This is a genomic window from Caballeronia sordidicola (assembly GCF_002220365.1).
GTDB classification, from domain to species: Bacteria; Pseudomonadota; Gammaproteobacteria; order Burkholderiales; family Burkholderiaceae; genus Caballeronia; species Caballeronia sordidicola_C.
In genome coordinates this window covers 1-24,752 of record NZ_MTHB01000184.1, presented here as the reverse complement: position 1 = coordinate 24,752, position 24,752 = coordinate 1, and the positions used below count along the sequence as shown (strand labels likewise).

General features: G+C 58.9%; 24 protein-coding genes and 3 pseudogenes. 10 read left to right on the top strand and 17 right to left on the bottom strand.

Features of this window, described 5'->3' with window-relative positions:
* Positions 1 to 269 precede the first annotated feature (269 nt).
* From BSU04_RS26170 to BSU04_RS26135, 8 genes and pseudogenes are all read right to left on the bottom strand, one after another.
* Positions 270 to 1,415 (bottom strand): porin, encoded by a 1,146-nt coding sequence (locus tag BSU04_RS26170; RefSeq protein WP_089163296.1) that lies wholly within the window; start codon positions 1,413 to 1,415, stop codon positions 270 to 272.
* 11 nt (positions 1,416 to 1,426) lie between these two features.
* Positions 1,427 to 3,187 carry an FAD-dependent oxidoreductase gene (locus BSU04_RS26165; RefSeq protein WP_089163295.1) on the bottom strand — a complete coding sequence of 587 codons (1,761 nt, stop codon included), beginning with the start codon at positions 3,185 to 3,187 and terminating at the stop codon, positions 1,427 to 1,429.
* Between the two features lie 49 nt (positions 3,188 to 3,236).
* Complete coding sequence (locus tag BSU04_RS26160) at positions 3,237 to 4,655, bottom strand: alginate export family protein (RefSeq protein WP_256983303.1); 1,419 nt, start codon at positions 4,653 to 4,655, stop codon at positions 3,237 to 3,239.
* 222 nt (positions 4,656 to 4,877) lie between these two features.
* A pseudogene (locus tag BSU04_RS26155) lies at positions 4,878 to 5,571 on the bottom strand (YoaK family protein).
* Positions 5,568 to 6,026, bottom strand: a complete 459-nt coding sequence (locus tag BSU04_RS48925; RefSeq protein ID WP_373452870.1) for a DUF1427 family protein — start codon at positions 6,024 to 6,026, stop codon at positions 5,568 to 5,570. The pseudogene BSU04_RS26155 and the gene BSU04_RS48925 overlap by 4 nt, the downstream one beginning before the upstream one ends.
* 52 nt (positions 6,027 to 6,078) lie before the next feature.
* The gene (locus tag BSU04_RS26145; RefSeq protein ID WP_089163294.1) at positions 6,079 to 6,900 is read right to left on the bottom strand and encodes an alpha/beta fold hydrolase; all 822 of its coding nucleotides are present in this window, start codon (positions 6,898 to 6,900) and stop codon (positions 6,079 to 6,081) included.
* A 136-nt stretch (positions 6,901 to 7,036) separates the two neighbouring features.
* Positions 7,037 to 7,327, bottom strand: a complete 291-nt coding sequence (locus tag BSU04_RS26140) for a hypothetical protein (RefSeq protein ID WP_089163293.1) — start codon at positions 7,325 to 7,327, stop codon at positions 7,037 to 7,039.
* Between the two features lie 18 nt (positions 7,328 to 7,345).
* Positions 7,346 to 7,636: a hypothetical protein gene (locus BSU04_RS26135; protein WP_144021362.1), complete on the bottom strand. Its 291-nt coding sequence runs from the start codon at positions 7,634 to 7,636 to the stop codon at positions 7,346 to 7,348.
* A gap of 657 nt (positions 7,637 to 8,293) precedes the next feature.
* Between BSU04_RS26135 and BSU04_RS45710 the strand changes: the two genes are divergently transcribed.
* On the top strand, positions 8,294 to 8,806 hold the full coding sequence (locus tag BSU04_RS45710; protein ID WP_144021361.1) for a hypothetical protein: 513 nt from the start codon (positions 8,294 to 8,296) through the stop codon (positions 8,804 to 8,806).
* Between the two features lie 203 nt (positions 8,807 to 9,009).
* On the opposite strand, the gene BSU04_RS26125 is transcribed toward BSU04_RS45710, so the two are convergent.
* The 3 genes from BSU04_RS26125 to BSU04_RS26115 form a co-directional block, all read right to left on the bottom strand.
* A complete protein-coding gene (locus BSU04_RS26125) occupies positions 9,010 to 9,192 on the bottom strand; it encodes a hypothetical protein (RefSeq protein ID WP_089163290.1) in 183 nt (60 codons plus the stop codon).
* A 70-nt stretch (positions 9,193 to 9,262) separates the two neighbouring features.
* Entirely contained in the window at positions 9,263 to 9,577 is a 315-nt protein-coding gene (locus BSU04_RS26120) for a hypothetical protein (RefSeq protein WP_089163289.1), read from the bottom strand.
* Between the two features lie 106 nt (positions 9,578 to 9,683).
* On the bottom strand, positions 9,684 to 9,989 hold the full coding sequence (locus BSU04_RS26115) for a hypothetical protein (RefSeq protein WP_144021360.1): 306 nt from the start codon (positions 9,987 to 9,989) through the stop codon (positions 9,684 to 9,686).
* A gap of 1,691 nt (positions 9,990 to 11,680) precedes the next feature.
* On the opposite strand from BSU04_RS26115, the gene BSU04_RS26105 reads away from it, so the two are divergent.
* A complete protein-coding gene (locus BSU04_RS26105) occupies positions 11,681 to 12,121 on the top strand; it encodes a PRC-barrel domain-containing protein (RefSeq protein ID WP_089163286.1) in 441 nt (146 codons plus the stop codon).
* Between the two features lie 264 nt (positions 12,122 to 12,385).
* On the opposite strand, the gene BSU04_RS26100 is transcribed toward BSU04_RS26105, so the two are convergent.
* On the bottom strand, positions 12,386 to 12,703 hold the full coding sequence (locus tag BSU04_RS26100; RefSeq protein WP_144021359.1) for a hypothetical protein: 318 nt from the start codon (positions 12,701 to 12,703) through the stop codon (positions 12,386 to 12,388).
* A 462-nt stretch (positions 12,704 to 13,165) separates the two neighbouring features.
* Between BSU04_RS26100 and BSU04_RS26095 the strand changes: the two genes are divergently transcribed.
* Positions 13,166 to 13,636, top strand: a complete 471-nt coding sequence (locus BSU04_RS26095) for a hypothetical protein (protein WP_089163284.1) — start codon at positions 13,166 to 13,168, stop codon at positions 13,634 to 13,636.
* Between the two features lie 205 nt (positions 13,637 to 13,841).
* Here BSU04_RS26095 and BSU04_RS26090 read toward each other — a convergent pair.
* Positions 13,842 to 14,543: pseudogene (locus BSU04_RS26090) on the bottom strand (IS5 family transposase); the annotation flags it as partial.
* Positions 14,544 to 14,688: 145 nt separating this feature from the next.
* On the opposite strand from BSU04_RS26090, the gene BSU04_RS48920 reads away from it, so the two are divergent.
* A complete protein-coding gene (locus BSU04_RS48920) occupies positions 14,689 to 15,120 on the top strand; it encodes a DUF3331 domain-containing protein (protein ID WP_089163283.1) in 432 nt (143 codons plus the stop codon).
* A gap of 34 nt (positions 15,121 to 15,154) precedes the next feature.
* Here BSU04_RS48920 and BSU04_RS47990 read toward each other — a convergent pair.
* Positions 15,155 to 15,579: pseudogene (locus tag BSU04_RS47990) on the bottom strand (transposase); the annotation flags it as partial.
* Between the two features lie 379 nt (positions 15,580 to 15,958).
* Between BSU04_RS47990 and BSU04_RS26075 the strand changes: the two are divergent.
* From BSU04_RS26075 to BSU04_RS26050, 6 genes are all read left to right on the top strand, one after another.
* Positions 15,959 to 16,681, top strand: a complete 723-nt coding sequence (locus BSU04_RS26075) for a TetR/AcrR family transcriptional regulator (protein WP_089163281.1) — start codon at positions 15,959 to 15,961, stop codon at positions 16,679 to 16,681.
* A 182-nt stretch (positions 16,682 to 16,863) separates the two neighbouring features.
* A complete protein-coding gene (locus tag BSU04_RS26070) occupies positions 16,864 to 17,349 on the top strand; it encodes a VOC family protein (protein ID WP_089163280.1) in 486 nt (161 codons plus the stop codon).
* A gap of 3 nt (positions 17,350 to 17,352) precedes the next feature.
* Positions 17,353 to 18,576, top strand: coding sequence for an FAD binding domain-containing protein (locus BSU04_RS26065; RefSeq protein ID WP_089163279.1), 1,224 nt, complete (start codon positions 17,353 to 17,355; stop codon positions 18,574 to 18,576).
* Positions 18,577 to 18,660: 84 nt separating this feature from the next.
* The gene (locus tag BSU04_RS26060; RefSeq protein ID WP_373452869.1) at positions 18,661 to 19,023 is read left to right on the top strand and encodes a DUF485 domain-containing protein; all 363 of its coding nucleotides are present in this window, start codon (positions 18,661 to 18,663) and stop codon (positions 19,021 to 19,023) included.
* Positions 19,020 to 20,690 (top strand): cation/acetate symporter ActP, encoded by a 1,671-nt coding sequence (gene actP / locus BSU04_RS26055; RefSeq protein WP_089163277.1) that lies wholly within the window; start codon positions 19,020 to 19,022, stop codon positions 20,688 to 20,690. The genes BSU04_RS26060 and actP overlap by 4 nt, the downstream gene beginning before the upstream one ends.
* Positions 20,691 to 20,773: 83 nt before the next feature.
* A complete protein-coding gene (locus BSU04_RS26050) occupies positions 20,774 to 21,853 on the top strand; it encodes an amidohydrolase family protein (RefSeq protein WP_373452868.1) in 1,080 nt (359 codons plus the stop codon).
* Between the two features lie 1,090 nt (positions 21,854 to 22,943).
* On the opposite strand, the gene BSU04_RS26045 is transcribed toward BSU04_RS26050, so the two are convergent.
* The 3 genes from BSU04_RS26045 to BSU04_RS26035 form a co-directional block, all read right to left on the bottom strand.
* Entirely contained in the window at positions 22,944 to 23,852 is a 909-nt protein-coding gene (locus BSU04_RS26045) for a LysR family transcriptional regulator (protein ID WP_089163275.1), read from the bottom strand.
* Positions 23,853 to 23,898: 46 nt separating this feature from the next.
* Positions 23,899 to 24,315, bottom strand: coding sequence for a porin (locus BSU04_RS26040; protein WP_179258451.1), 417 nt, complete (start codon positions 24,313 to 24,315; stop codon positions 23,899 to 23,901).
* A gap of 41 nt (positions 24,316 to 24,356) precedes the next feature.
* A partial coding sequence (locus tag BSU04_RS26035; protein WP_144021357.1) for a transposase occupies positions 24,357 to 24,752 on the bottom strand: 396 nt, incomplete at its 5' end.

Below are 24,752 nucleotides of genomic sequence, written 5' to 3'. Positions count from 1 at the left end.
CGCCTGGTGGCCCTCAAAGAATGCGCGGGTTCAGAGAGACCCCCAGTTACGCGCAAAATCCGGCTGTCCGCGTCGAGGAGCGGATCAGGAACACATTGGCACCGGTTGCGTCTACGCAGGGAGGTTCATGCCGTTGGCGCGAGTCTTTCGTTTAGGGAGAGCCGCTCTTACAAAAACACGAGGACACAAATCTTGCGGGTTGTTATGCAATTTGGATATCCGGCAGTTTCCGGGCCGCCGTTTGAATTTGCATGACAACCCAGCCGGCGTCAAAATTTGGTCTGCAAACCGACGCGCGCGAGTGTCTGCGAACGGTTGCTTGCTGCGCCATCTGGCTGCAGCAAGCCATTAATCCAGGCCCGAGTCACAGCGGCGTCACCACTCGCCCGCTGAAAGACAACCTCGGCGTAGGCGGTTGTGCGCTTCGAAAAATTGTATTGCAGCGCAGTCGCGACCTGCTGCGCGCGGTTGTCCTGCAGAACCTCATTCCCTTTCATGTACTGGTAGTCGAGGCCCAATGCCCACGGCCCTGAAATGCTCCACAATACACCCCCCTTATAAACATCGATCTTTGCGGCGCTCGCCGTATTTTTGGTATTAGTGTAAAGCAGCATCGCAAGGACGCGCGCGAACTTGTAGTGTGCGCCAAAGCCGAAATTACGTATCCCGTCGTGACCGTTGCCCAGTTGTGGGTATTTGACTTCGACATACGCCGCACCCAAGCCCAGGGGGCCGCTCGCATAGTTCGCACCAAAGCTGGTGGTCGAGTCGGCCGAAAAAGACCCGGGCACACCACCGAATCCATATAGCACACCGAAAGTAAGGCCAGAGATTTCCGGGCTGCGATATTTGACCGCATTCGGCACACGTGTGCCACCCGCCATGCGGTCGAAATCGAACGAGCCGGTAGGATTGCCTGGTACGCCTAGCGCGGCGAACGGACCCTGACGGAAATCATAGAGACCGCCGAACAGCAACGCTCCATCATACTGACCAAGCGATAGCGTTTCGAACATAAAATCGTACTGGTTGCCGAAAGTCAGTGAGCCGAGTCGGTCATTCGCAAGCCCGACCAGGGCGGTGCGGTTAAATATCTGCCCGGCACCCGGAACAGTCGCGCCGCTGCCAGAATCGAATTGCGTCGTCAGCTCGAATAACGCTTTGTTGCCCTCCCCCAGGTCCTCGCTGCCTTTCAAGGTCAGCGTGGTCGGGGTCAAGATCCCACTGTCGAAAAGTGTGGCCGCGCCACCATGCTGGTTGTTTACGTAGGTCACCCCGCTATCGATGACGCCCTGCAAGGTCACGTTGCTCTGCGCGAACGCGTTGCCAGATGCGGTCAGCGCAAGCGTCCAACTCGCCAGTGCGATGCCGGCTGAAGTCGTCGTTTTCGTGTAGTTGCGTCGAATATGCTGCATGAAATAGGTCCTTAAGGCTGCGGCAAGCTGTTGCGCGCAGCTTCGTACACGGCGCGCCGACTGAGGTAATCATGAATCTGGCTGACCACGGCTGCGCCGTCGCCCACGGCGGAGGCCACGCGTTTGGCCGAACCCGAGCGCACATCGCCGATCGCGAAGACCCCGGGGACGCTGGTGCGCAACGCGAATTCGCCCTCGCCCCACTGCCTGGTCGTGCCAGGCAGATCGCTCGCCCCGCCCGTCACGACAAACCCCCGCTCGTCGAGCTTCACCCCGCTGCCTCCGAGCCAGTCGGTCTTTGGATCGGCGCCGATGAACAGGAACAGATGACGCGTCGCGAAATGCTCGTCGTCCTTGCACTCGCCGCGACGGATGAGGACTTCGGTCAAGCCTGTCTCGTCGCCGACAAGCGCGTGAAGTTGACACTCGGTGCCGATCTCGACGTTGTCGAGTGCACGAATGCGATCGATCAGATAACGCGACATGCTCGACTCGAGACTGCCGCCGCGGATCAGGACCCGCACGCGGCGCGCAAAATTCGCGAGAAACACGATCGCCTGTCCCGCCGAATTCCCGCCGCCGACCAGCACGATGTCCTGCCCGGCCACGAGCTTGCCCTCGATCTGAGAGGCCCAGTAATACACGCCGTGACCTTCATAGCGTTCGAAGTCCTGGATCAGGGGCTTGCGGTACGCTGCGCCGCTCGCGACCACGACGGTGCGCGCCGTGATGTGCTGGCCATCAGCGAGGGACAACGTGAAGGCGTTATCCGCGGGAAGAACGGCGTCGACTTTACCGGGGATCGCGAGGTGCACGCCAAACTTGAGCGCTTGCTGGAACGCGCGCGCGGCCAGAGCCTGACCGGAAATGCCGGTCGGAAAGCCGAGATAATTTTCAATGCGCGAACTCGCGCCCGCCTGCCCACCCGGCGCTCGTTGGTCGAACACCGACACCGACAAGCCTTCGGTCGCCGCATAGACTGCGGCGGCCAGACCGGCCGGCCCGGCGCCGACTATCGCAATATCGTAGACATGCGACGCCTCGAACGCCGGCACCAATCCGAGGCAGGACGCGAGCTGCGCTTCATCGGGCGCGCGCAGCACCGAACCATCAGGACAGAAGACGAGCGGGAAATCAGCGGGACCGGCACCGAGACTCTGGACCAACGCCATAGCTTCCAAGTCCGTGCAAGCGTCGATGACGGTTGCCGGATACGCGTTGCGCCTCAAGAAGCCTTGCAGCTCGACCACCCGACGCTCGCTGCCGTTCCCCACGATGATCGGACCGAGGCCCTGCTCGATCAGCCCCAGCCGTCGCAGAATCAGCGCCCGCATGATGCGCTCGCCCAGTTCGGCATCGGCGACGATCAGCGCGCGCAGCTTGTCAGGCGCCATCACGAGTGTCTCGACATCGGTCAGCGCGCGGCCGTTGATCAGCGCGGGCTTGCCGGATAACTGCGCCATCTCGGCCATGAAGTGGCCGTCCTCGTGCTCAGTCACGACCGTGGCCTTGCCGAGCGCGTCGGGCACATAGATCTGCACGCGGCCGCGAACCAGCACGAACAGGCCCAGCGCGACTTGACCAGTCTCGAATATCATTTCGCCAGCCTTGAACGACTTAGGCGTGGCGAAGCGGCGGAGACTGTCAATCTCGCGTGTGGAGAGCGTCGGGAAAATCTGGTGCTGTCGGTGCTCTAGCGATGAATAGGGGAACTCGAGTTGCGAAGGAAGCGGCGCATACAGCGTCGAATCGGACGAAATGACGTGACTCATAGTGGCACCACCTTGACTTATCTAGGACTAAGAAAACCGGTAGCATCCGTTACCAGCCGAATTTCATTTCTACTCCCACATAGTCGGCGTTTCGTCCGCCGGCTGCGCGAATGGCATCGCCTACCTGAAAATGCACGGCCTCGATGGCCGTGGCGAGGTTGGCGGCGCCCTGCCAGTCGGCACGCACCTGCGTGTAGAAACCGGTCCAGCTGCCGCCGTGCCCCGCCGTGTTCGGCACAACGGCCGAGCCTTGCGCATAAACCGCGTCGGCGGTCGTCTCGCGCCACTGGAGGCCGACCGCGGCCAGCAAGGTCAGCTTCTTGCTGGGTTTTAGCGTGATGGACGGTTTGACGTGTATCAGGTTGGTGTAGCCCGTGTAACCCGCGAGCGCGAAGTAATAGCCATTGGGAAACAGCGGATTGAAGGTCGAGATGCGGCCGTCGCCCGGGTGACTGTCGCCGGAAGCGGCATCAACCTGCATGCCGATGCGGGGCGTCCACGGGAGAGTAGACAAGGTGTAGCCGGCCAGCGAACCGACCGCCCACGCGCCAATGGTCTTGCTGCCCACGTGTCCTGACTGGTACATGCCCTCGACGTCCCAATCGAACGGCTTCACGTTGCCGGCGTAGCGGGTGTCGAAGACATCGCGATGTTCATCGCCGGTGGCATCGAGGAAGCGCGCGTTGCTGCGGTTATAGCGCGAGTAGTACGCTGAGAGATCGCCGGGACCAACGCCCTGACGCTCCACGCGCACGCCGCTGAAGGTCAGGTGACGGTTCGAGATGTCGTCGAAGGAATCGACGTCGCGATACTGCACCGGCTGGCTCGCATAGGCGATCCAGCGCCACGGTCCGGTCTCGTAATCGGCCCAAATGGCGTCGAACGCCTGGCGCACGTTCGGGCCGTCGCGAACCGAGATGAAGCGCTGCAAGTCGAAGGCCATTTCCTGACGGCCCACGCGCACCTTGATCTGTCCCGGACCCAACGGCTCGGTCACCGCGACGAATGCCTGGCGCAGGTCGAGTGGGTTTTTATCAACGGGCGTGACGCTGTCTTTGCCGAACGGACGCGCGTCTTCAAACTGCGTGAAGAACTGCACGTGCGGGCCGAGGCGGACATCGGCGTGGACTTCGAGGCGCTGCAGCAAATAGGTGTCGTCGCGCCCCGTGCCGGTGCCGAACAGCGGCGCGTCGTTGATCTCGAGGCGTTCGCGCCACACCGCTCCCAGCGAGATATACGCTTCCGGATTGCCAAAGAGCGGGATATATTTGAGCGAGTCAAGCGGCGCCGAAGGCACGCACGGGTTCGCGAGAACGCCCCAGTCTTCCTGCCATCGATTGAAGAGAATGGCAGGACGCGCGCACGATGCCGTCGTGGGAGTTGGCGGCGTGGCATTTGTGTTCGCGGCGCTGCCCGTGGCGGTGTCGGCGGCCGAGACCGGCGCCGCGATGACAAAGCCGGCACTCATCGCCCATATGCGCAGTGCTTTCAGTCGCGTGTGGCGGGTCGCTTTCGTGGCGGCCTCCTTATTGGTCATAGTCATGAATTTCTGCGATATAGCCACCCGGGAATTCCACCAGTGCCGTCTAGCCGCTCGCACTCCTGGTCTTCGAGAAAGTAATCGGTTTGACATTGCATTTCCTGAACATAAAATTAAACAATTGGATATGTTGCCGGTCCCGGATTCACGTCAAGGTGTGGTTGTCATTGATGGCCTGCCCGCGCGCCAGGCCATAAAAAGCAGCAGCGCGAGCGGCAACAGGAGGGCCCATAGCGACACGCGCGCATGGGAGAGCGCGCCGCCAGTTGCACCGATCGCAAAGCCGAGCAACGCGGGCAACCTCGCCATGAAGCGTTCGCGGACAACGCGCTTTTCTGCAGGTTCGTAGCTGCCGCCGAACCTCAGGTCGATGCCATCGAGCACGGCCTGCATAACGTTTCCGGTCATCACGGTGGTCGAGATTCCCGCCCGTTTGACGAGTCGGGCATGCGCGTTCTGCACTCCCATCGCGGTCGCGCCGAGCGCGCCTGTAGCCAGCACCCACGGCGAGTCGACAGTAGTGGTCCGCACGGCCTGCAGTCCCGCCGCGAGGAATACTGCGAGCAGAACCGTCTGCAACAAATACAGCATGCGAGCCGCCCGCACACCGCGCCGGCGATGCACGCTCTTGACCACCAGGCTGCTTAGCGCAATGCCGAGGATGAAGGCATTGCGCAAGCAACTTGACCAACACGCCGGTACCATAACCCGCCAGATCCGCGCCGATCAGCACTAAGTTGCCGGTGACATGCGCAGTAAAAAGTCCAAATAAAGCAACGAAGCCAAGCGTATCCACGAAGCCCGCAATCAGGGCAAGCAAGGTGTCTTCTTGGGGAGACGTCATCGCGTCTCTTTTTGGCCGGCGGTGTCGGCTTTAGCGACAGCGAGTTTGACGTGGGAGGGCCCATGCGCGGCCGATGTCGACGTCACGGACTGGGCCCGCACCGGGGGAATCGCATGTTCGCCCAGCACCATGCCAAGCAGACCTGCCAGCGCGATGAGCGGCGGTGCGGGCGACTGAACCTTCAACAACCAGTACAACAGGCCGACGGCGAAACCATCCCCCAACGAAGTTAGGAAAGACATGATCGTGCCTTTAGTGTTGAAGCGGCCGCGACTGCGGCCGCCGGGTAATGTCAATACCCTTATCGCCGCTAATCCGGCTAGTCGGACCCAAGAATGGGGCCGCAGTAATTGACCCGGCGGCACTTCGGATTGACGCGGTGCATCGACTAGCTTGGTCGCCGTGTGTGCCATCGCACTGTCGGGCACTGCGATCCCCGCAACGACCTTGCTCATCTTTTGCCTCCTCAAAAACGATCCCGATGTTTTATGTGCAGACGGACAGGAGTTAAGACTTGGCGAACGCCAACAGGTCTTCGTTCAGGCGATCCTTATGCGTGACATAAAGCGCGTGCGGCGCTCCCACATAGACCAGGAACTGCGCGCCAGGAATCAGTGCCGCCGCGGCCTTGCCGGTGACATCGAAGCTCACGACCGCATCGCCGCTGCCGTGAATGACGAGCGTGGGGATATCGAACCGCGTGAGGTCCGGACGAAAGTCCGTTTCCGAAAACGCGCCGACGCTATCAAGCGTTGCCTTGATGCTTGCCTGAAGTCCCATGGCGAGCGTCCAGTCGAGCATCGGCTGGGTGATGGCGGAGCCTTCCTGATCGCTGCCGGTAAAGAGCGGACCGAACTTGTCGAGGAAATCGGGGCGATCGTTCAGCACGCCGGCGCGAATGCCATCGAAAATTTCCGACGCCATGCCTTCGGGATGGTCGTCGCGTCGGATCATCAGCGGGGTGACCGCGCTGACCAGCGCCGCTTTCGCGATGCGCTTCGATCCATACCGGCCGATGTATCGCGCCACTTCGCCGCCACCCATGGAGAAGCCGGCGAGCATGACATCACGCAGCTCGAGCGCTTCGATGAGTTCGTTCAGGTCATCCGCGAACGTGTCGTAGTCATATCCCCTCCAGGGCTGGCTCGAGCGGCCAAAGCCGCGGCGGTCATACGCGATGACCCGGTAACCGTTCGATGCCAGATAGTGCATCTGGTATTCCCACATGTCGGCGTTGAGCGGCCATCCATGAATCAGGATGATCGGCCGACCGGCGCCCCAGTCCTTGTAGTACAGCTCGGTACCGTCGGAAGTGGTAAGGATTGGCATGTGTTCTACCTTTTTAATTAAGGAGGGGCGTAAATGGAAATGGGCGATATCCACCGTGATCGCCACATTTCTAGCGTACGGTCCCGCGCGCTAAAAGTCCTTTGCGCCTCCTTAAACGATCTGAAGACCGGCGTCGCTAATGCGCGAGGTTGTGCAGTCGATGCACGCCCTCGCGCAGCCATTCGATCACGCCGCCGCTTGCGTGGTCATCGGGGACCGGATCGGCGGGCAGCGTCGCTTCCGATGCACGCTGCTCGGTGGGCAACCCCAATATCTTGCGCGCAACGTCAGGATGGCGCTCGAGCACCCCGCTCATTGCCTCCTTGGTGAGACGGAAGACCACCACGCGCGTGGCGGCCTTGACCGTGACCCCGAATGTCAGCCCAGCAAGAATCCTGGATTGCCCGATCGAATCACCCGGCGCCATGCGGCGCAGTTCTACCTCCTAGCCGTTACGCGGGAGCATGACCCTGGCCACACCACTCGCCATTATGTGCAGCGCGTTGCCGCCCTTTGCGTCGGCGGACGCGTAGAGGGTGTCGCCCGGTTCGAATTCGTGGCAGGTCAGCGCGGCTTGCAACTGCTCAACATCGACGTCATCCAGCGATTGAAAAATCTCTATGCGACACAGTAGACGCTTTAGCGTGTGAAATCCGGTGCCGGTCGCCCGGGGTACCGACAGCGAACGCAATTCGATATCCCGCGCGGCCTTCGCGCACGCCCGCCAACGTTTCACCGAATTAATCCCCGCAGCTTGCATCGAGGTCGCACACCGCGTGTGCTGCAGTGAAAAAGGAGGTGCGTTGATGGATTTTTCGAGTAGCTGAAAACAATTCCTAAACATCGAAAGGGTGACAGAACGTTACGTGACTTCCTCGCGCAGTTGCCGGCCCCTGGTCCTTCACAAATCCAGGATGCTAAAGAACAGGTACTCAAGCAAGCATGACGTCGGTAGGCCCCAACATCGCCCGGAAGCCGAAAAAGCTGGCCGCCGCGCTTGAATGAGAATTTTAGTAGGATAGCCTGCACCATGCGAAGCGCTGCTGTTAACGGCGCGACGTTCAGAACAACATTCCATTCGCTCTTGTCGACCGAACGACGATGGCGCTGTAGTCCACGATATACCTCCTGCTGACGACGAACGCTATCTATACGCTGGCGATGACAAGCTCGCGCAAGGCGACCGCGGCACCGCACTTGCGCTCGTCGCTCTACACTAGGCGCTGGGTGGCGGATGGCCAGCTGATGGCGCGCCGTGAAACTCCGGTTGCTCAAGAGTAGCGTGGGGAGTAATCTGCTTTTAAGGCTCCTATAGAGCCCCACGTGATGCAGGTTTTCCGAAAAATAGTCGCCTTCGCGGCGAACTCGCACATGCTAAGCAAGCGGAGCCCGCATGTCACAAATCCTTGTTAGCCTCTTCGATACCCTTTCGCTAGCTGTCGACGCAAAGTCGGCCCTTCTCGCAATAGGCGTCAAACCAGCAGGTATTGAGATCCACACAGGTCCCACCGGACATCGCTCTGATCGCAAGACACAGGATAAGCTTGCCGGATCGCTTGAAACGGACCGACTGGAACGCTTTTTCTCACGCGTGTTCGGTCGAGAAGAAAGGCCAAACGAGGTCGAACATTTCAATGAAGGTATCCGTCGGGGCGGAACGCTGCTTTGTGTCGTCTTGCCTGATGAATCCGACGCTTATCGAGTTAGTACGGCTATGTTGAGTGCCGGGGCAACTGATATAGACGAGGTGCTTGATCAATGGCGAGAATCCGGTTACGGGTATAAAGGCTACGAGCCCAGTAGTAGCGTGTGGAAGTCGAATCGCAACCCGAGTGAAGCCGGCTCCGCTGGCCCTGTCCGCCGCTATCGTTGCGACCTTGACACCGAAGACCCCGCGCACTCATAACTCACGTTTGCGGCGTGGTTCGAAAATCGCCGATTCTGGGTAACGCGGACGAGCTGATCCGGATCGCCCGTAGAGCGGCGGAATGATAGCAATCCGATTTAATTGGAGGTATTGGGTATTGACCTCCGGGGCTCAGCCCTGCTGCGGTTGAAGCGCTCCGACTTCCAACATCATGAGCCAGTGCGGGTGGTCCCTCCCCGTCATCAACTCACACGGCTCTTATCTTGACGCTCGACCCCGCGGCTGCGCATGAAGCGTCGTTGGTTCAGGAAGAAGCACAGCTGGTCGAGATAATGGGTATCCAGATGGCGCCGCATCGTGAAGTAGTTGCGCAGCCGCGAGTTAAGGTTTTCCACCAGCGAACCGCTGCGCGGCATGTGGTCCATGACCTGCGCCACAGCGGTGAAGACGGAGTGGAACTGGCCCCAGTTGGGATCGCAGGCGGCCCCATCCGTGTCAGTGCGCCGGCGAGGCGGTGAGATTGCAGTGCAGAAAGCACGCGGCGAGCACGAGATCGCCGGGTACGTTCGCGGCCTGAGCGATGGTGGCGAGTTTCGCAACGAGCACGCCGGCGAACGCCAGCAGGTCATCGCGCTGGTTCTGCAGCGCAATGCGCACCCGGCGGATGCGGCGTGCATCCAGCGGTATGCGCTCACGCAGTTGCTCGACGATGAAATCGAACAGCGCCTCGTGCGTGGCGAGTGGCGGCCCTGCCAGCGACAGGATGTCATGACGGAGCCATTCAGTCAGCGGGCGGATGTCGCGGGCCAAGTGATGCGCCTGCGCTTCACTTGGCCCGCCCCAGTTCGGCCGCGAGGCCTCCGGCGCGCCCCCGCGCGAGTGCCTTGTTGATCTTGACTTTCAGCTTCTCGCGCCGCTACGGAGCGCCGCGGGCGAGGCTGCCCAGCGTGTTGGCGAGCGTCTCGCACTGTTGCTGAATGTGAAACACATCGCCATGGCACGGCGTGTCACCCCAGGCGGCCTTCTGCCCCGCGCGCAGGCCCTGGCCGGCGTCGGTAATCGTGTACTCGGGTCCCAGTCCCTGTCGCGCCGCGTCGAGCAGGTGCACCCCCAAGGTGTCGCCGTCGCGACGGGCCTCGGCCGCCAGCAAATAAAAGTAGGTCGACCCGGCATCGACGCCGGCCAGCACCGTTCGCGAGCCCTGGAAGATCTTGTCGTGCAAGCCCATCCGAATGCCAGCAGGTCCTGCGCTCGGTTGAGCGCGCCCGCTTGCCGCGCGGCCCATTGCTGCACGTCGTGCACCTGGCCCACACTCGTGGACACGCCCAGCAGGTCGCGCATGATCTTCGCCTCGCCGCGACACGAGCTGCGGCAGATCAGCATCAGCGCGAGTGTCACCTGGCGCAGCCACCGCTTGCTGACCGGCAACTCGACAGCACTTCATCCTCCGGCACCGCAGATGCGAACGCGTCTTCCAGCGCGGCGCGGGCCCTGTCCGTTTGCGCATAGTCGAACTTGCGGCTCACGCCGTGTTGAGCGGCCAGTGCGCTGATCGTCCGGGATCCCGCCAACGCCCGAACCGCCAAGTCCTGACCGCTCAGGTTCAGGCAGCTTCGCTGCCGCGCTATCAGATCGATTCATGTAAGCACCATACACGACTGAGAAAAATGGGTCGCCACTATCGACCATCGTCACCTTATCCGGCGCCGCGCGTGTTACCCATGTATGAACCTCGCCAAGTCCTGCAGAGAGTGTTAAATATTCTGAGGCGGCTGTCGCGCCGTTCCGCACCGCGGCCTATCACGCCGTTATTTTTTAAGAAAGATTAAGGACTTCAACAAGGACTCCGAGAAACACCATCGATAGACTTGGTCTCAGTTTTTTTGATGCATCTCTTGTCGAAGATTTCTGTGATTGGCACAACGCGCTTGCTGTCCCGGTTGAAAGCTTGCGCGACGACAACTCGTTTGCACGTTTGAGTGCGCCTGCTGGCCGCACGCAGCGCAGGGCTCGTCTATGTTCTAACCAGCGCAGCGCGTCGGCTGTTCCGACGTCCACCTGCGTGGGGTTCAGTGGTGCGGTCGGGCTGACCGTAAAGGTTGGTAGCTCGCCGATCTCGGTGCCGTACTCCTTTGGCTTGCAAGCGTTGTCGATTCCTTTCAGGGGGGTGACAGTGAAGAGAATTCAGGAAGTTTTGAGCGGCAAAAATTACTGCCTTGAACAGCGATACTCCAATCCTGCCTGTACGATGAGCGCGGTGATTTTGAAAGCTTTTGATGTTCCCGCTACCGGCCGAATGGCAAACGCGTGCTAAGGCGCCGTTTCGGGGGCCTCAGTGCTCGTTGTCTTGATGATCGATACTACGAGTGCCGAGGTTCCAACGTCTAGTTTCGAGCATCCGAGCGGCCCCGTTGTGTGACGATCGGAGGCTGACAAGCTGCCGATCATCCGATGTCCCCGAGAGAACATCCACGAAAATCGCATGTTTTCCGTTCTCGAAACGAGGTTAATCAAGGATAACTAACTTAATTTCTTTCTATTAATCAAGGGACAGCGTTAATTTAATCCGGCTGGGTGAGGGCCCGCCCTCGTCCATGTACGAGGGTGAGCAACTTTCTGGAGCTTGCGTTGTTTGTCTGACGAACCGTTCACGGCCATCGGTCAAGGCGCTCCGATGTGCTCAAGCAAATCATCTGGCAGCTCGACCAACGGCCAGCATCTAAGTGACACGATCGGTCAGGTTTGAAGGACGCGGCGAAAACCCGTCTGCTGCGGCGCAGGTCCTAGGGACGAACTGCGTGCCTACGGCTGCGCTGCTTGTCGCGGGCGGGATGCGCGACGGGATCCCAAACGGGATCGGCTCAAATTTATGATCTTGAGGCTTCTATTTTTTACCAACCCGGAAGAACGAAGATGACGAAATCAAAACTTGTGATGACCCTCCTATTGACGTCCACACTAGGTGTCGCCTGCATTCGGGCGAGCGCTCAGGTTGCCGGCTCACAGCCGTTAGGTATCAGTGTGAGTGAGACCGAGCTTATTGTACGGGGCTGGAGTGTAAAGAAGGGGTTTCTTGGCAAACCGGTAGTCAACGACGACGGCGAACAGATTGGTGTAGTACATGACATCATTATTGCGCCCGATAGATCAGCTTCGTTTGCCATCGTCGCTGCGCACCAGTTTGCCGGCGTTGCACAGCATGACGTTGCAATTCCGATTGACCAACTCGACTTCGTGAAAGGCAAGCTGACACTTGCCGGTGCCACGCGAGACGCGATCAAAGCGATGCCCACGTTCCAGTATGCGCATGTTGCAGGGACGCCTACGCCGAGAGCAGAATTCTTACATCGCTAAAGTCTCGCAGCGCACGATCCAAGGTGTCGGGTGCAACTCGTGTCGCTGCAAGACCTGGAAGATGGATGTGAGCGGTGTCGCTGTGGTGGCACGGGACATGCATGCTGTCTCACGGTGCGAGTTGATTTTCACGGCAGCGCTCGTCAAATGCGGCGGCGCAGTGAACGCAGTAGGGGCGTACCGGAGCGGCGTAATCAACTCCTAAAAATCTCGTCGATGATTGGGGTGGCTAACTCCTCCGCCCACTTGCCTCAGTGGTTGAGGTTAGCCGTCTTGCATTAACAGCGCTCGAAGCTCTTTGGAAACATCGCTTCTGTTACTTGAGGCGACGACGACGTCGACCTGGGCGATGGACGTAGTGGAGGCTGGCCCCAATATGAACACCGTGCGCCTTGGATATATAAGGCGTATCTCCGGCCAGCCAGCCGCGAGCTGCGCATTGTAGAAAGCAATGAGCGAAAGTGCTATGTCATGGTTGCTTTGCGCCAATTCATCATCAGTTGCACACAGAGAGTGTTTAGCGTCAACCACAGGGAGGAACTCATCGAGACACAGCCGAAAGAGCTGCATCTCGATATTCATGGCGTCCCGATCAGCAGGAAGCCTCTCCTTGTACTCCCTGGACTGCGCGTAAGAAACGAGTGAAGTCTTGACATCCCGCAACGCGCCCAGAACCTTCCGTCGCTACGTGGCAGCGGCTTAATTCGGCGACACATGTCCGGCATGCATTTCGAATGCGTACCTCCGCGGCGCCGAGCATCAGCCGGTTGATGGGTTGATGCTCGGGCTGGCTGAGCGCTGTTCGCAACGCGGCCAGGAGATACTGGCCCACTTTCAGAATGTCGCTTGACGGCGACGTTTCGCGCCATCGAACCGCAGACAAGGAGGCATGGAAAATGACTCTCACATAAGAGAAAATACCCTACACTAGTTACTGTATTAACGTTTAACTCGTCATTCATTAGCTTACCGTATTAATATATGCGGTGTGGTTCGAATGCCAAAATACCAGCATTTTAGATACGCTCCAACAGGGGGGGAAGAATGCATCAGTCTACTCAGTCATTCAGTGCAGCGGATGTCGCCTCGGCCAACCTAAGACTGGTTGAAGCCGTTGCCGCGCGCCGACGGACCCTGAGCGTCTGGTCGCCTACCATTCAGCCGTTTTTTCATAGACTCTTTGCCCGCCCCCCTATCTCCTCGATGAAGAAGGCAGCAGAAGCGCAAGTGCTCTTTATCATTGCGCGGTGCTATGGCCCAACTATGGTGCAAGCAAGTCCCCTCAGGACCGTGATTGAGCTAATTGCCCTGCAAGGCGGGGTGACCGTGGTGCAGCGGACTCTTTGGGGAGTGGGATTAGCGGACGATGCATTGCAGCGGGTGTTGATTGGCGTCGTTCCTGATTTCAAGGCGTTGGTTACGCGCTATCCAACCGTCTTCTGCGCTGACCATTCACATGGTCTTGGCTTCGCCCAAAGGCTTCGTGATCGCTGGAATCGGCGGGGGATGGCGTGATCTACGCGATCATGTTAAGTATCGACAACACGATATTGAATAGACCAGTTCTCTGGCATTAAGCCCCCTGTTGCATAGAGATACCAGATTTGCCCGCCACTGATAATTTTCACGTTTGCGGGGCTTTCGCCACCGTTTTGGCGCTCTATGCCGCCTCGCAGCCGGAGTTCTCCATTGATTGCACCAACGCTTTTTTTGTAATCACCTAGTTGCCCAGCGCAAACAAGGTATCGTACTGCGCACCGTTTTTAGCCAGACCCCGATAGCGAGCCTTCTTGTGGTTGAACAGCTTCTTCACCACATGAAACGGATGTTCAACCCGCGCCCGAATTTGCGCTTTGACCTTTTCCAAGGCCTGCGTCAACTGCTTCAGCGGCCCTTCGGCCATGCCCTTGAGCTTGGCACGCTTCATTGCCACCGACCACTGCACCTTTGTCTTGATGGCACCGTCGGCTTGCGCCTTCACTTTCTCTTCGTGCTCGTGCACCCCGTGTAACCCGCATCGAGAAACAATTGATCCTCTTGACCATGCAGCACCTCGTGAGTGTGTGCCACATCAGACTCGTTGGCCGCCGTGTAGTGCGTGCTGTGCACCGGGCCCGACTCAGCGTCAACGCCCAAGTAGGCCTTCATCCCGCGGTACCACTGACTACGCTTCGTTTGACGCATCTCAGGGTCGCACGCCTTGTCCCGATTCTTTTGTCGAGGTCGGCGCGTCGATCAAGGTGGCATCCACCATCGTTGCCTCGCGCATCATCAGCCCGCGCTCGCACAGGTGCGCGTTGATTTCCTCCAGTAGCACCGCAGTCAGCTTGTGCGCTTCCAGCATCCGGCGAGACTTCAGCAGCGTGGTCGCATCCGGTGCCTCCTCATGCCCCAGATCAATACCTTTAAATTGCCGGATAGCACGTAGGCTGTTGCACTTCAAATTTGATTGCGCCTTATGAAATGGACGATCAATGGCATTCAGGACAATTAAGCCGACCACCAAGGCATTTTTAGCTGGCGATCTCTATCATATAACCAAGCCCTTGACATAACAGGAGTGTTCAATGTTAGAGAAACCCTCAGCGAATTCCACATGCTCCAGTTTGTTACGGAATACAGCGGACGATGCGCGTTGGATGCGCATCGCTCAATCATTGCTGGCCGCCGCAAGCAGCCATCGGTCCGCTACGCCGCGACGTCGTTTCGTCGATAGCGATGAACTTGCCCAAGCGTTCGTTCGCGTCCTCGAACGCCCCACTCCGAAGACTGCCTGGATTCTCTGGCGGAACGCTGGCCGCTGCCACTACGGCGAACAGATGTGGATACGGGGAAACGCGACCGTAGCCGGTCAGTGCGCGCTTAGCGGGCAACCGGTCAAGCGTGGGGATCGTATCTACCGGCCTCGACAGGGAAAAGTGCGAACATTGAATGCACTGGCGGTGATCTTGGCAAGTTCGGTTGAATTGATGCCTGCACGGCAGGATAATTGCCGTTGATGAAGCGGTCAACTGGTTGATAGGTCTCGTCATCTTTGGCCTGAGACGACGGGAAGGTTTCGTAAAGGGCGGCGGCCGTGTGGGTGTTCAAGTTGTCCATCACGAGGGTGATTCGTTGTGCATCCGAATAGGCGTTGGCAATGTCCTGTACGAAGCGAGCCTATTGTACTTTAGTGCTTGATTCGGTGACTTTGGTAAAACGCCGCCCGGCTCTCGGTTCCGATGCTATGAAGACATTGCACACGCCGCAGCGCTCGTACTCTTAGTCCTCACGCGCAAGACGCCCCGGTTCCACCTTGATCGGTTCGCGAGTCTGGCTATCAACTACTGGGGCGTTTCGTCCACACACACCACGGGGCGCGCTGCGTCGTAGCGGTGGTGGTAGATATCGAGCACGTTTTCCATGGCGACCACAAACTCTGCGTTCGCTTGTGGCGGGATGATCCAGCCTATTTTTCGCGTGGAGCGCTCCCAGCGAGTTGCAACCTTCTTGGTGGGTACCGTCAACTCATTCACTCGTTCAACTGGCGCGTTATGGCGCCGATGCTCAGCCCCGTCACCGTGTATAACTCGCAGATCCGGCGGACCACCTGCGCCTCGGCGTCGATCACGCTTAACCCGCTGCCTGCTCTTCGCTCTTGCGTTCGTAGCCGTCACCGTAGGGCGCGCCACTTAACACGCTGATCTCGCCTTGCAATTCACGATTAGTGCATCGCGAAAGGTCTGCCAGCGCCTGTTTTGAACGTCCCGACCCAGCTGTTGAAGGCGCACCCTTGCCTAGCCAGACCAGGTTAATGTTTGTATGATGCGTCCCAACATACTGGGTACACGACAAGCCATGCCGAGAAAAGTACTGACGGTCGATACAGCCGCTGCGAGTAAGGTAGACGACAGTGAGAAGACCGTGACGCGCCGCCTCGCTCCCGAAGTGCGGGAACGGCAGATTGTACTGAAGGCCGTCGACCACTTCGCCACGCATGGATTTTCCGGCAGCACCCGCGAACTCGCACGTCAGCTCGGTGTGACGCAGCCGCTTCTGTACCGCTACTTCCCCAGCAAGGAGGCTTTGATCGACCGCGTGTATGAAGAGGTCTATCAATGGGACATGCACTGGGAAAGCCTGATCAAGGACCGCGCCATTCCGATCCAGGAACGCATGGTCAAGTTCTACTCGGCGTATTCCACGGTGATCTTACGGCGCGAATGGATCCGCATCTTCATCTTCGCCGGTCTGACACGCGAAGGCATCAACTCTAAATATCTGGCGCGGCTGCGTGAACGGGTGTTCTTGCCGGTCATGGCGGAAATACGCTCGGCCTACGACCTGCCGGCGCCCACGGGCGCAAAACAGCGCGAGATCGACCTGGAACTGATCTGGAGCCTGCACGCGAGCATCTTTTACCTCGGCGTGCGAAAGTGGATCTATGGGCTGCCAGTGACCGACAACATCGAAGACCATATAGCTCGCCAGATCGATGCATTCCTCAACGGCGTACCCGCTGCGCTCAAGCACGCGTCGAAAGAACCGCCCGCGCGAAAGCCGGCGCCAGGCCTGACATAGTCCTGTAGCAAGGCAGGCAATCACGCCCGCCATTGGCTTTTTCACCCATCGCGCCCCGCTCGCCTATCGCTTATTGTAGGGTAAACACCTGCGATGCGCCGCTTTCTCCTATCCATGCATTCGCCTACAATTTATCAAACGATCACTAATCGAATCGATAAATAGCATAGCCGGAATTCACGATGCCAATCGCAAAACTTGCCCACTACTCGATTCGCACCAGCGATCTCGAGCAATCCTGCCGCTTCTACGAGCGCGTTCTCGGTTTCAAGCAAGGTTACCGTCCACCCTTCGACTTCCCGGGCGCGTGGCTCTATAAAGGCGGCGATGAAGCCGACTTCGGCACGGTTCATCTCATTGGCGTGGATCCAGATAACCCCGCCGGACTTGCTGCGTATCTCGGCGACAAGGTCCTGCCCGGGAGTGGAACCGGCACGGTCGATCACATCGCATTTCTTGCCACGGGTGTCGAAGCAATGTGGCAGACATTGAGGGCCGAAGGCCTCGTCTGGCGTGATCGCACGGTGCCGAGCCTCGGCCTGCATCAAGTATTCATAGAAGATCCGTCTGGCGTGACCATCGAGTTGAATTTTCCCGCCGAAGAAGCCCACCGCCTCAGCGAAGCGCAGCCGAATACAGCGAAAGCGTCCGCCAGCGCAGGAGAATAAATCATGACCCATGCTTCTTCGCGCGCACGGGCGATCATCGTCGGCGGTTCCCTGGGCGGCTTGTTCGCCGCCAACCTGCTAGTTCGCAACGGCTGGGACGTCGATGTGTTCGAACGTGTTCCGGATGAACTGGCCGGCCGCGGCGCTGGTATCGTCACCCACCCCGAATTGTTCGATGCACTTGGGGCGGCCGGGATAGGATACGACGACTCCATCGGCGTCAAAGTGAAGTCGCGGGTCACGTTCGCGCGGGACGGCACCGTCCTCTCCAAGCGCGATCTGCCACAGACGCTGACCGCCTGGGGGAAGATGTACCACGTTCTGCGCACCGCGTTGCCCGACGTTCATTACAACGCCGGCGGCGTGGTTGCTTCGGTGCAGGACGGCCCCGACCAGGCGATGATCACGCTCGACGACGGCTCCGCGCTGCACGCCCACCTCGTGATCGCGGCCGACGGTTTCAAATCGTCGATCCGCGAACGCTTCTTGCCCGACGTCAAGCTTCAATATGCCGGATATGTGGCATGGCGTGGTCTCGTCGATGAAGCCGCGCTGTCGCGCGAAACTCGTGATGCGCTGTTCGAGAAGTTCGCCTTCTGCTTGCCGCCGCATGAGCAGATCCTCGGATATCCGGTAGCCGGCCGGGGGAACAGCACGATCCCGGGCGAACGCCGCTACAACTTCGTCTGGTATCGCGCGACAAGCGAAGACGTTCAGTTGCCGGACTTGCTAACCGACGCCGCCGGCAAGCGTTGGGTGGGCGGCATTCCGCCGACGCTGATCCGTCAGGACGTGCTCGCCGACATGGAAGATGCGGCGCTCAAGCTGCTCGCCCCGCAATTTGGCGAGATAGTTACCAAGGCGAAGCAACCGCTCTTCCAGCCCATCTTCGATCTGGAGGTGCCGCAGATGGCATTCGGCCGGGTCGCCTTGCTCGGCGACGCCGCGTTCGTCGCGCGTCCTCATTGCGGCATGGGCGTGACCAAGGCTGCAGGCGACGCCATGGCGCTCGTGAAGGCGTTGAAAACTCACAATGGCATGCAGGACGCGCTGGCCGAATACAGCCGCGAGCGCACACAGGTGGGCGCTGCAATCGTTCAGCACGCGCGCCATCTCGGCGCCTACATGCAAGCGCAATTGAAGACCGATACCGACCGTGAGATGGCAGAGCGTTATCGCACGCCCGACGCCGTGATGCGCGAGACCGCGGTACCCGCGCGCTTTTGATGGACATTGCACTCGCGGTGGACAGGTAGATCACGCCCCCGCTGTTGCAGCATCGAACAGAAGTCGTTTCAACAGGAGACGGAAGTGGATCACCCCCCAACCTATTCGATGAGCGCGCAGTACGCCGCCGCCGACCCGCTGCTGCCCGCAGCGAACCCGCTGCTCGACGATCCGCGCTTCCGCGCGCTCGTGCGTAAGCGGCGCGCTTTTTCGTGGATGCTCACCATTCTGATGCTGACCGTTTACTTCGCCTTCATCCTTACGCTCGCTTTCGCGCCTGCGCTGCTCGGTCGGCCGATCGTGGAAGGCTATCCCGCGACGTGGGGGATTCCGGTCGGCTTTGGCATGTTCATCTTCACGTTCGTGATCGTCGCAATTTACGTGGCGCGAGCCAACACTTTCCATGACCGCGCGGTGAATGAAATCGGGCAAGGAGCGCGGCAATGAAACCTTCCTCTCTTGTGCGCAGCCCGCTCGTCAAAGCGATATTATTTGGCGTTTTGGGTGTCCTTACCGCGCTACCCGCTGCCGGCGCCGAAACCGCGGCATCTGCGACGCGCTCGCACAACCCGATTGCGATTGGAATGTTCCTGCTGTTCGTCGCGTCGACGCTGTTCATCACGCGCTGGGCCGCGAAAAAGAACCATAGCGTGTCGGACCATTACGCGGCAGGCGGCAAGATCACCGCCTTCCAGAATGGCTGGGCGATCGCTGGCGACTACATGTCCGCCGCGTCCCTGCTAGGCATTTCCGCGCTGGTCTTCACAAGCGGCTACGACGGCCTGATCTATTCGATAGGCTTCCTCGCGAGCTGGCCGATCATTCTTTTTCTCATCGCCGAACCGTTGCGCAACCTCGGCCGATACACGCTCGCTGATGTCGTTTCGTATCGACTGCAACAGGGACCTATTCGCGCCTTTGCCGCGTCCAGCTCGATCGTGATCGTCCTGCTGTATCTCGTCTCGCAAATGGTGGGCGCCGGCAAGCTCGTGGAATTGCTGTTCGGCTTCAACTACACGGCGGCGGTAGTGATGGTCGGTGTGTTGATGGTGGTATATGTGTTCTTCGGCGGCATGCTCGCCACCACGTGGATCCAGATCATCAAGGCAGCATTGTTGCTGGCGGGCGCGGCCTTCATGGCGTTCATGGTGCTGAGCCGCTATGGCTTCAGCATGAACACACTGTTCTCGCAGGCGATCCTCGCACATCCAAAGCACGCCGCCATCATGAGCCCGGGCGGTCTTGTGTCGGATCCGGTTTCCGCCGTCTCGCTCGGTCTCGCGCTGATATTCGGCACGGCCGGATTGCCGCACATCCTAATGCGCTTTTTCACGGTAAGCGACGCAAAAGCCGCCCGCAAGAGCATCCTCTATGCAACAGGAATTGTCGGCATCGGGTATGCACTGATCATCATCATTGGCTTCGGCACGATCGCGCTGGTGGCAACCGATCCGCACTATCACACGGCCTCGGGCGCAGTGATCGGCGGCGTGAACATGGTGGCTATTCATCTGGCGCACGCGGTGGGCGGCAACGTGTTTCTTGGCTTCATCTGCGCAGTCGCCTTCTCGACCATTCTCGCGGTCGTCGCGGGTTTGACACTCGCGGGTTCCTCAGCGGTTTCTCATGACTTGTACGCAAAAGTGATTCGCCGCGGCGCAGCCACGGACCGCGAAGAAATGCACGTGTCGCGGATCACCACGCTCGTGCTCGGCGTGCTTGCGATCCTGCTGGGCATCGCTTTCGAAAAGCAGAACATCGCGTTCATTGTGAGCCTCACGTTTTCGATTGCGGCTAGTTCGAATTTCCCGGTCCTGCTCCTATCGATCTACTGGCGCGGGCTGACCACGCGCGGTGCGGTAGTTGGCGGCTCGCTGGGCCTCATTTCAGCAGTCACGTTGACCATTCTCAGCCCGACCGTCTGGGTCCAGGTGCTCGGTCACTCGCATGCGATTTATCCGTATGAATACCCCGCGCTGTTTTCGATGATCGTCGCTTTCGCCGGCGTGGTGTTCTTTTCGATCACCGATACCTCTGACCGCGCTGCCCGCGAACGCGCGATGTACGGCAACCAGCTAGTCGACTGCGAGCTCGGCATGGTCAAGCACGGCTGACGCAGACACCTAAAAACTTAAAACGGAGACTAACTCATGAATTCATGAATTGCAGTTGCTGTATTTCACCGAAGCGCCGTCGTTTGCTCGGAACGATGGCGGCGCTCGCCGGCGTTGCTTCCAGCGTGGCGGCCGCGGTCACCACAAACCCGGCCGCGGGAACCGTTCGCGTCACGGTCAAAGGCCGATCGATTGATATCCACGCACATTATTATCCTGAGAGCTATTGCGAACTCGTGGGCAGCGAAGGTGAGAGGTTCGGCGGCAAATTTACCTGCGACGCCAGCAGCTTCAGCTTCCTGACGCCTGCAGGAGGTCTTGGACCACTGCCGCTCAAATTCATCAACATCGACGAACGGCTCGCAGACATGGACGCGTCCGGTGTCGACATACAGGCCTTGTCGTTGAGCGTACCGATGGCCTATTGGGCCGACCGGGCCTTCAACGCGAAGCTCCCGAAGACCTGGAACGCGGCGGCGTCGGCCGTGCACCTGCAGTATCCAGACCGCTTTGTCGTGCTGGCGACTCTGCCGATGCTGAACCCGCACGACGCCATCGACGAACTCGAGCGCGCGTCCGAGTTGCCGGGCGTGCAAGGCGTCTACATGGGGACAAACATCAACAATCGGGATCTCGACGACCCGCTGTTCGAGCCGGTTTTCGCGCGAATCGAACAGCGTGGTCTGCCAGTGTTCCTGCATCCGCAGCAGACGGTCGGCGGCGCGCGGCTGAGCGACTTCTACCTGAGCAACCTGCTGGGAAATCCGTTTGACACCGCAATCGCCGGTTCGCATCTGATACTTGGTGGCGTGTTGGACCGGCACCCGCAACTGGACATAACTTTGCCGCACGCTGGAGGCGCATTGCCGATCCTGATGGGTCGTATCGACGCGGGCTGGGCAGTGCGCCCAGAAACGCGGCGGCTGGCGCAGAAACCGAGCAGCTACCTGCGCCGCTTCCACTACGATACGGTGTCGCATTCCGGACCCGTACTGGACTTCTTGATCCAGAACGTAGGCATCGACAGGCTGGTCCTTGGCAGCGACTACTGCTTCGATATGGGCTACGAGCAGCCCGTCACTTTTCTGGACCGTCTCGCCCTGCCTCCCAAGCAAGCAAACCTGATTCGCGGCGGCAATGCAGCGAAGTTGCTGAAGATATGATGCAAATTGTTCTCTTCGGCATTAAGGCTTTGTTCGAACGGAAGCTGGCAGGTCCATTGAGAGCGCCGAAGAAAAGTCTGACCTTACCAGACGGAAGTTCGCCCTCATACAAGCGAACGACAAGTGTGAACAGAGACGGTGCGACACCCTGGCATTCCCAACCGAGATCACTGAGCTGCCGATGGATTCCGTATCCGCATGGGCCTGCCTCATAGCAAAACGAGAGAGACGCGTCTCCTTTTATCAACTGCCGAACCAGCTTTTCGATCGCATCCGGCGTGCTGGAAATCCCCCCAACATATCGAATTTCACCTCCGTTCGTATCGGCTACACAAACCGCTATCGACGCCTTATGAGCATCCATCCCGCCGAACTTGCTAAACTTCTTCACAACCTGCCCTCGGTGACCGTCAAGGTAGTTGGAACGTGCGTTATGCAGCCTCTAAGACATCACGGAGCTGGTGCGTTTCGTGGTCTGCTTTTGGGTTAAGCCAGACACAACCGATCGGTTCCCAGTTGCGTAGTTTGCCGGACCATCACGCCGGATAACGTTGTCCAGCAAGTTGATACAACTGCCGACGCTTCTCCAAGATCGCCGTATCCTGCCCTGCGTGCGGATGCGCTGGTGCGACGAACCGGATTGCCCTTTGGCGATGCTCGTGGTTGCACCAATCAACAAAATGCTGCACCCACAGACGCGCGTCTTTGTAGGCTTTCGAAGCCCTCAGGCGGGTGACCCAGCGATACTTGCACCTCCGGAATAAGGCCTCAGAGGACGGTTAATGAAGAGTACTACCAGCATTTGTTTGCGAAGCTTCTCAAAAGCGATGACGAAATTGGTTGAACCAGTATCCTGAAGCCTGTTTTTTGTGCCGGTTGCGCTTTCGGGCAAGCCGCAATTTTGCAAGGACGGGGTGCGCGGCTCTCATCAAGGCTGCGGGGCGTGCTTCGGCTATCATCCAACTGCAAGCTGGATACATGCATGCAGACCGTTTCGACATCACGAACAAGAAGCTTGCGGAAGGCATCGGGTCCATACAAGCACGAAGAGGACAAATACCCCCTATTTGCACGCGAATTTTTAAGGATGCTAACTTGCCGCTGCGATTGCGCGTTCCGCAAAGTCGATGAATGCCCGGACCTTCTTCGAGTAACGCCGGTTCGGCAAGAATGTGGCGTACACGAAGGCATCCCCACCCTCCGGCGTCACTTGAAGGTCGCTGAACAGGCTTACAAGTTTTCCATCCCTTACCAGCTTCCCAACCAGCCATTGCGGCAACAGCGCAACCCCATGTCCACCCACCGCTGCGCCGACGAGCATATCGAGGTTGTTGGTCATCAACTGCCCCTTCACATCAACAGCCTCCGACCCGCTTGCCTGGCGAAAGACCCATCGCTGTCGATTGCCCGGCTTGTACGAAAACCGCATGCATTCATGAGACATCAGATCCGAGGGTTGAGTCGGATATCCTTTTTTATCGAGATACTCAGGACTCGCGACCACAAATCTGTCACTCGGGCGCAGCCGCTTTACGATCAAGCTCTCGTCCGTGGTGGGTACGCCCACTCTCAGAGCCAGATCGAAGCGTTCACCGACAAGATCCAGATGACTATCCGACACAACCAGGTCCAAAGTGATGCGTGGATGTTCGCCCAAAAAAGTCGCAATATGCGGCGCGATGAACAGGCGGCTGTACGTTGCAGAGATGCTGACCCGGAGAGCGCCCATCGGCTCAACGCCACTGTCTATTACGCTGTCGTCCGCGCCCGACAGGTCGGTAAGCACCTGGCGAACCTGTTCAACGTAAGTGACTCCAGCATCCGTTAACGTCACGCTTCGCGTAGTGCGTGTCAGCAGAGACGTTCCCAGCGACGCTTCGAGTCCGTCCATGATCCTCATCACAGAGGATGACGTCTTCCCGAGTTCATGGGCCGCAGCAGTGAACCCGCCGTGATCGGCAACAGCAAGCAAAGTCCTCATTGCGAGAAGCTTGTCCATCTCTCTCCTTGCCAGAGCAAAAGTCAACAGAACATATTAAGCCGCATCAAAACAGGTGCCGCATACCTAAAGTTGTGACTAACTGGCGGTTCGTCGAGGACGCGTAATAGCCTTGGATGTCCGCTTTTGCGCCACCGCCCGACTGCTGCAGATAAACCATGAGCGCGATATCCGTGGTCTTGGACAGGAAATAGTCCGCTACAAGGTTCAGCTCATTCCAGCTTGGTTTTTTGCTTGTGATCGTATATCGACCCACCGTGTACACGTAAGCCCCTCCGATCAAAAAATCCGGGTGCAGTCGATAGTTGGCACTTACACTGAAGTTCTGCATATTCAGGTGCTGCCCGTCCAGATAATCGTAGTTGACATCCGTGTAAAGCGCGCCCATTTTCAACGCACCAACGGTATAAAATCCGCCGGTCCCGAAAATTCTCTGCTTTTGCGCGTACGCGTGGGTGCTCAACCCGCTTCGGTCAAAGGTCATGTATGACGGAGAGTTAGGACTTACGCAAAGCGCATTGGGACCGACGGATTTTTGAGTTCACGGCGGAGGAAATTATCGAGCATTTCGTGTTTGACCTGGTAGAGCGTACGCTTCGTCTGTCGTGCGATGTCGGCCAGACGGACCCACACCAGCACGGCGCTGGCAATATGGTTTCGCTGGATGCGCGCCTTGCGGCACTGGCATCGCTGAAGGCCCGTGAGTTGCTTGAGCTCGCGGTGAAACTGCTCGATCTTCCAGCGCAGGCCACACGCATCTTGTGTCGCCTGAGAGGAGTCCTGAGTGATATCGTTGGTCACGACCCAGTCCGTGCGGTGTGTGGACACCTCGACCCGGAACAGCTTCACCTTGTGATGTTTCGGAAAGCCCTTGATTTTGATCGTCTTGCCGTGCGCGAG

What these genes read in the sequence shown, in the direction of transcription:
- BSU04_RS26170 (WP_089163296.1), bottom strand. Translation starts at nt 1,415, where the DNA reads ATGCAGCATATTCGACGCAACTACACGAAAACGACGACTTCAGCCGGC.
- BSU04_RS26165 (WP_089163295.1), bottom strand. Translation starts at nt 3,187, where the DNA reads ATGAGTCACGTCATTTCGTCCGATTCGACGCTGTATGCGCCGCTTCCT.
- BSU04_RS26160 (WP_256983303.1), bottom strand. Translation starts at nt 4,655, where the DNA reads ATGAGTGCCGGCTTTGTCATCGCGGCGCCGGTCTCGGCCGCCGACACC.
- BSU04_RS48925 (WP_373452870.1), bottom strand. Translation starts at nt 6,026, where the DNA reads ATGAGCAAGGTCGTTGCGGGGATCGCAGTGCCCGACAGTGCGATGGCA.
- BSU04_RS26145 (WP_089163294.1), bottom strand. Translation starts at nt 6,900, where the DNA reads ATGCCAATCCTTACCACTTCCGACGGTACCGAGCTGTACTACAAGGAC.
- BSU04_RS26140 (WP_089163293.1), bottom strand. Translation starts at nt 7,327, where the DNA reads ATGGCGCCGGGTGATTCGATCGGGCAATCCAGGATTCTTGCTGGGCTG.
- BSU04_RS45710 (WP_144021361.1), top strand. Translation starts at nt 8,294, where the DNA reads ATGTCACAAATCCTTGTTAGCCTCTTCGATACCCTTTCGCTAGCTGTC.
- BSU04_RS26125 (WP_089163290.1), bottom strand. Translation starts at nt 9,192, where the DNA reads ATGGACCACATGCCGCGCAGCGGTTCGCTGGTGGAAAACCTTAACTCG.
- BSU04_RS26105 (WP_089163286.1), top strand. Translation starts at nt 11,681, where the DNA reads ATGACGAAATCAAAACTTGTGATGACCCTCCTATTGACGTCCACACTA.
- BSU04_RS26100 (WP_144021359.1), bottom strand. Translation starts at nt 12,703, where the DNA reads ATGAATATCGAGATGCAGCTCTTTCGGCTGTGTCTCGATGAGTTCCTC.
- BSU04_RS26095 (WP_089163284.1), top strand. Translation starts at nt 13,166, where the DNA reads ATGCATCAGTCTACTCAGTCATTCAGTGCAGCGGATGTCGCCTCGGCC.
- BSU04_RS48920 (WP_089163283.1), top strand. Translation starts at nt 14,689, where the DNA reads ATGTTAGAGAAACCCTCAGCGAATTCCACATGCTCCAGTTTGTTACGG.
- BSU04_RS26075 (WP_089163281.1), top strand. Translation starts at nt 15,959, where the DNA reads ATGCCGAGAAAAGTACTGACGGTCGATACAGCCGCTGCGAGTAAGGTA.
- BSU04_RS26070 (WP_089163280.1), top strand. Translation starts at nt 16,864, where the DNA reads ATGCCAATCGCAAAACTTGCCCACTACTCGATTCGCACCAGCGATCTC.
- BSU04_RS26065 (WP_089163279.1), top strand. Translation starts at nt 17,353, where the DNA reads ATGACCCATGCTTCTTCGCGCGCACGGGCGATCATCGTCGGCGGTTCC.
- actP (WP_089163277.1), top strand. Translation starts at nt 19,020, where the DNA reads ATGAAACCTTCCTCTCTTGTGCGCAGCCCGCTCGTCAAAGCGATATTA.
- BSU04_RS26045 (WP_089163275.1), bottom strand. Translation starts at nt 23,852, where the DNA reads ATGGACAAGCTTCTCGCAATGAGGACTTTGCTTGCTGTTGCCGATCAC.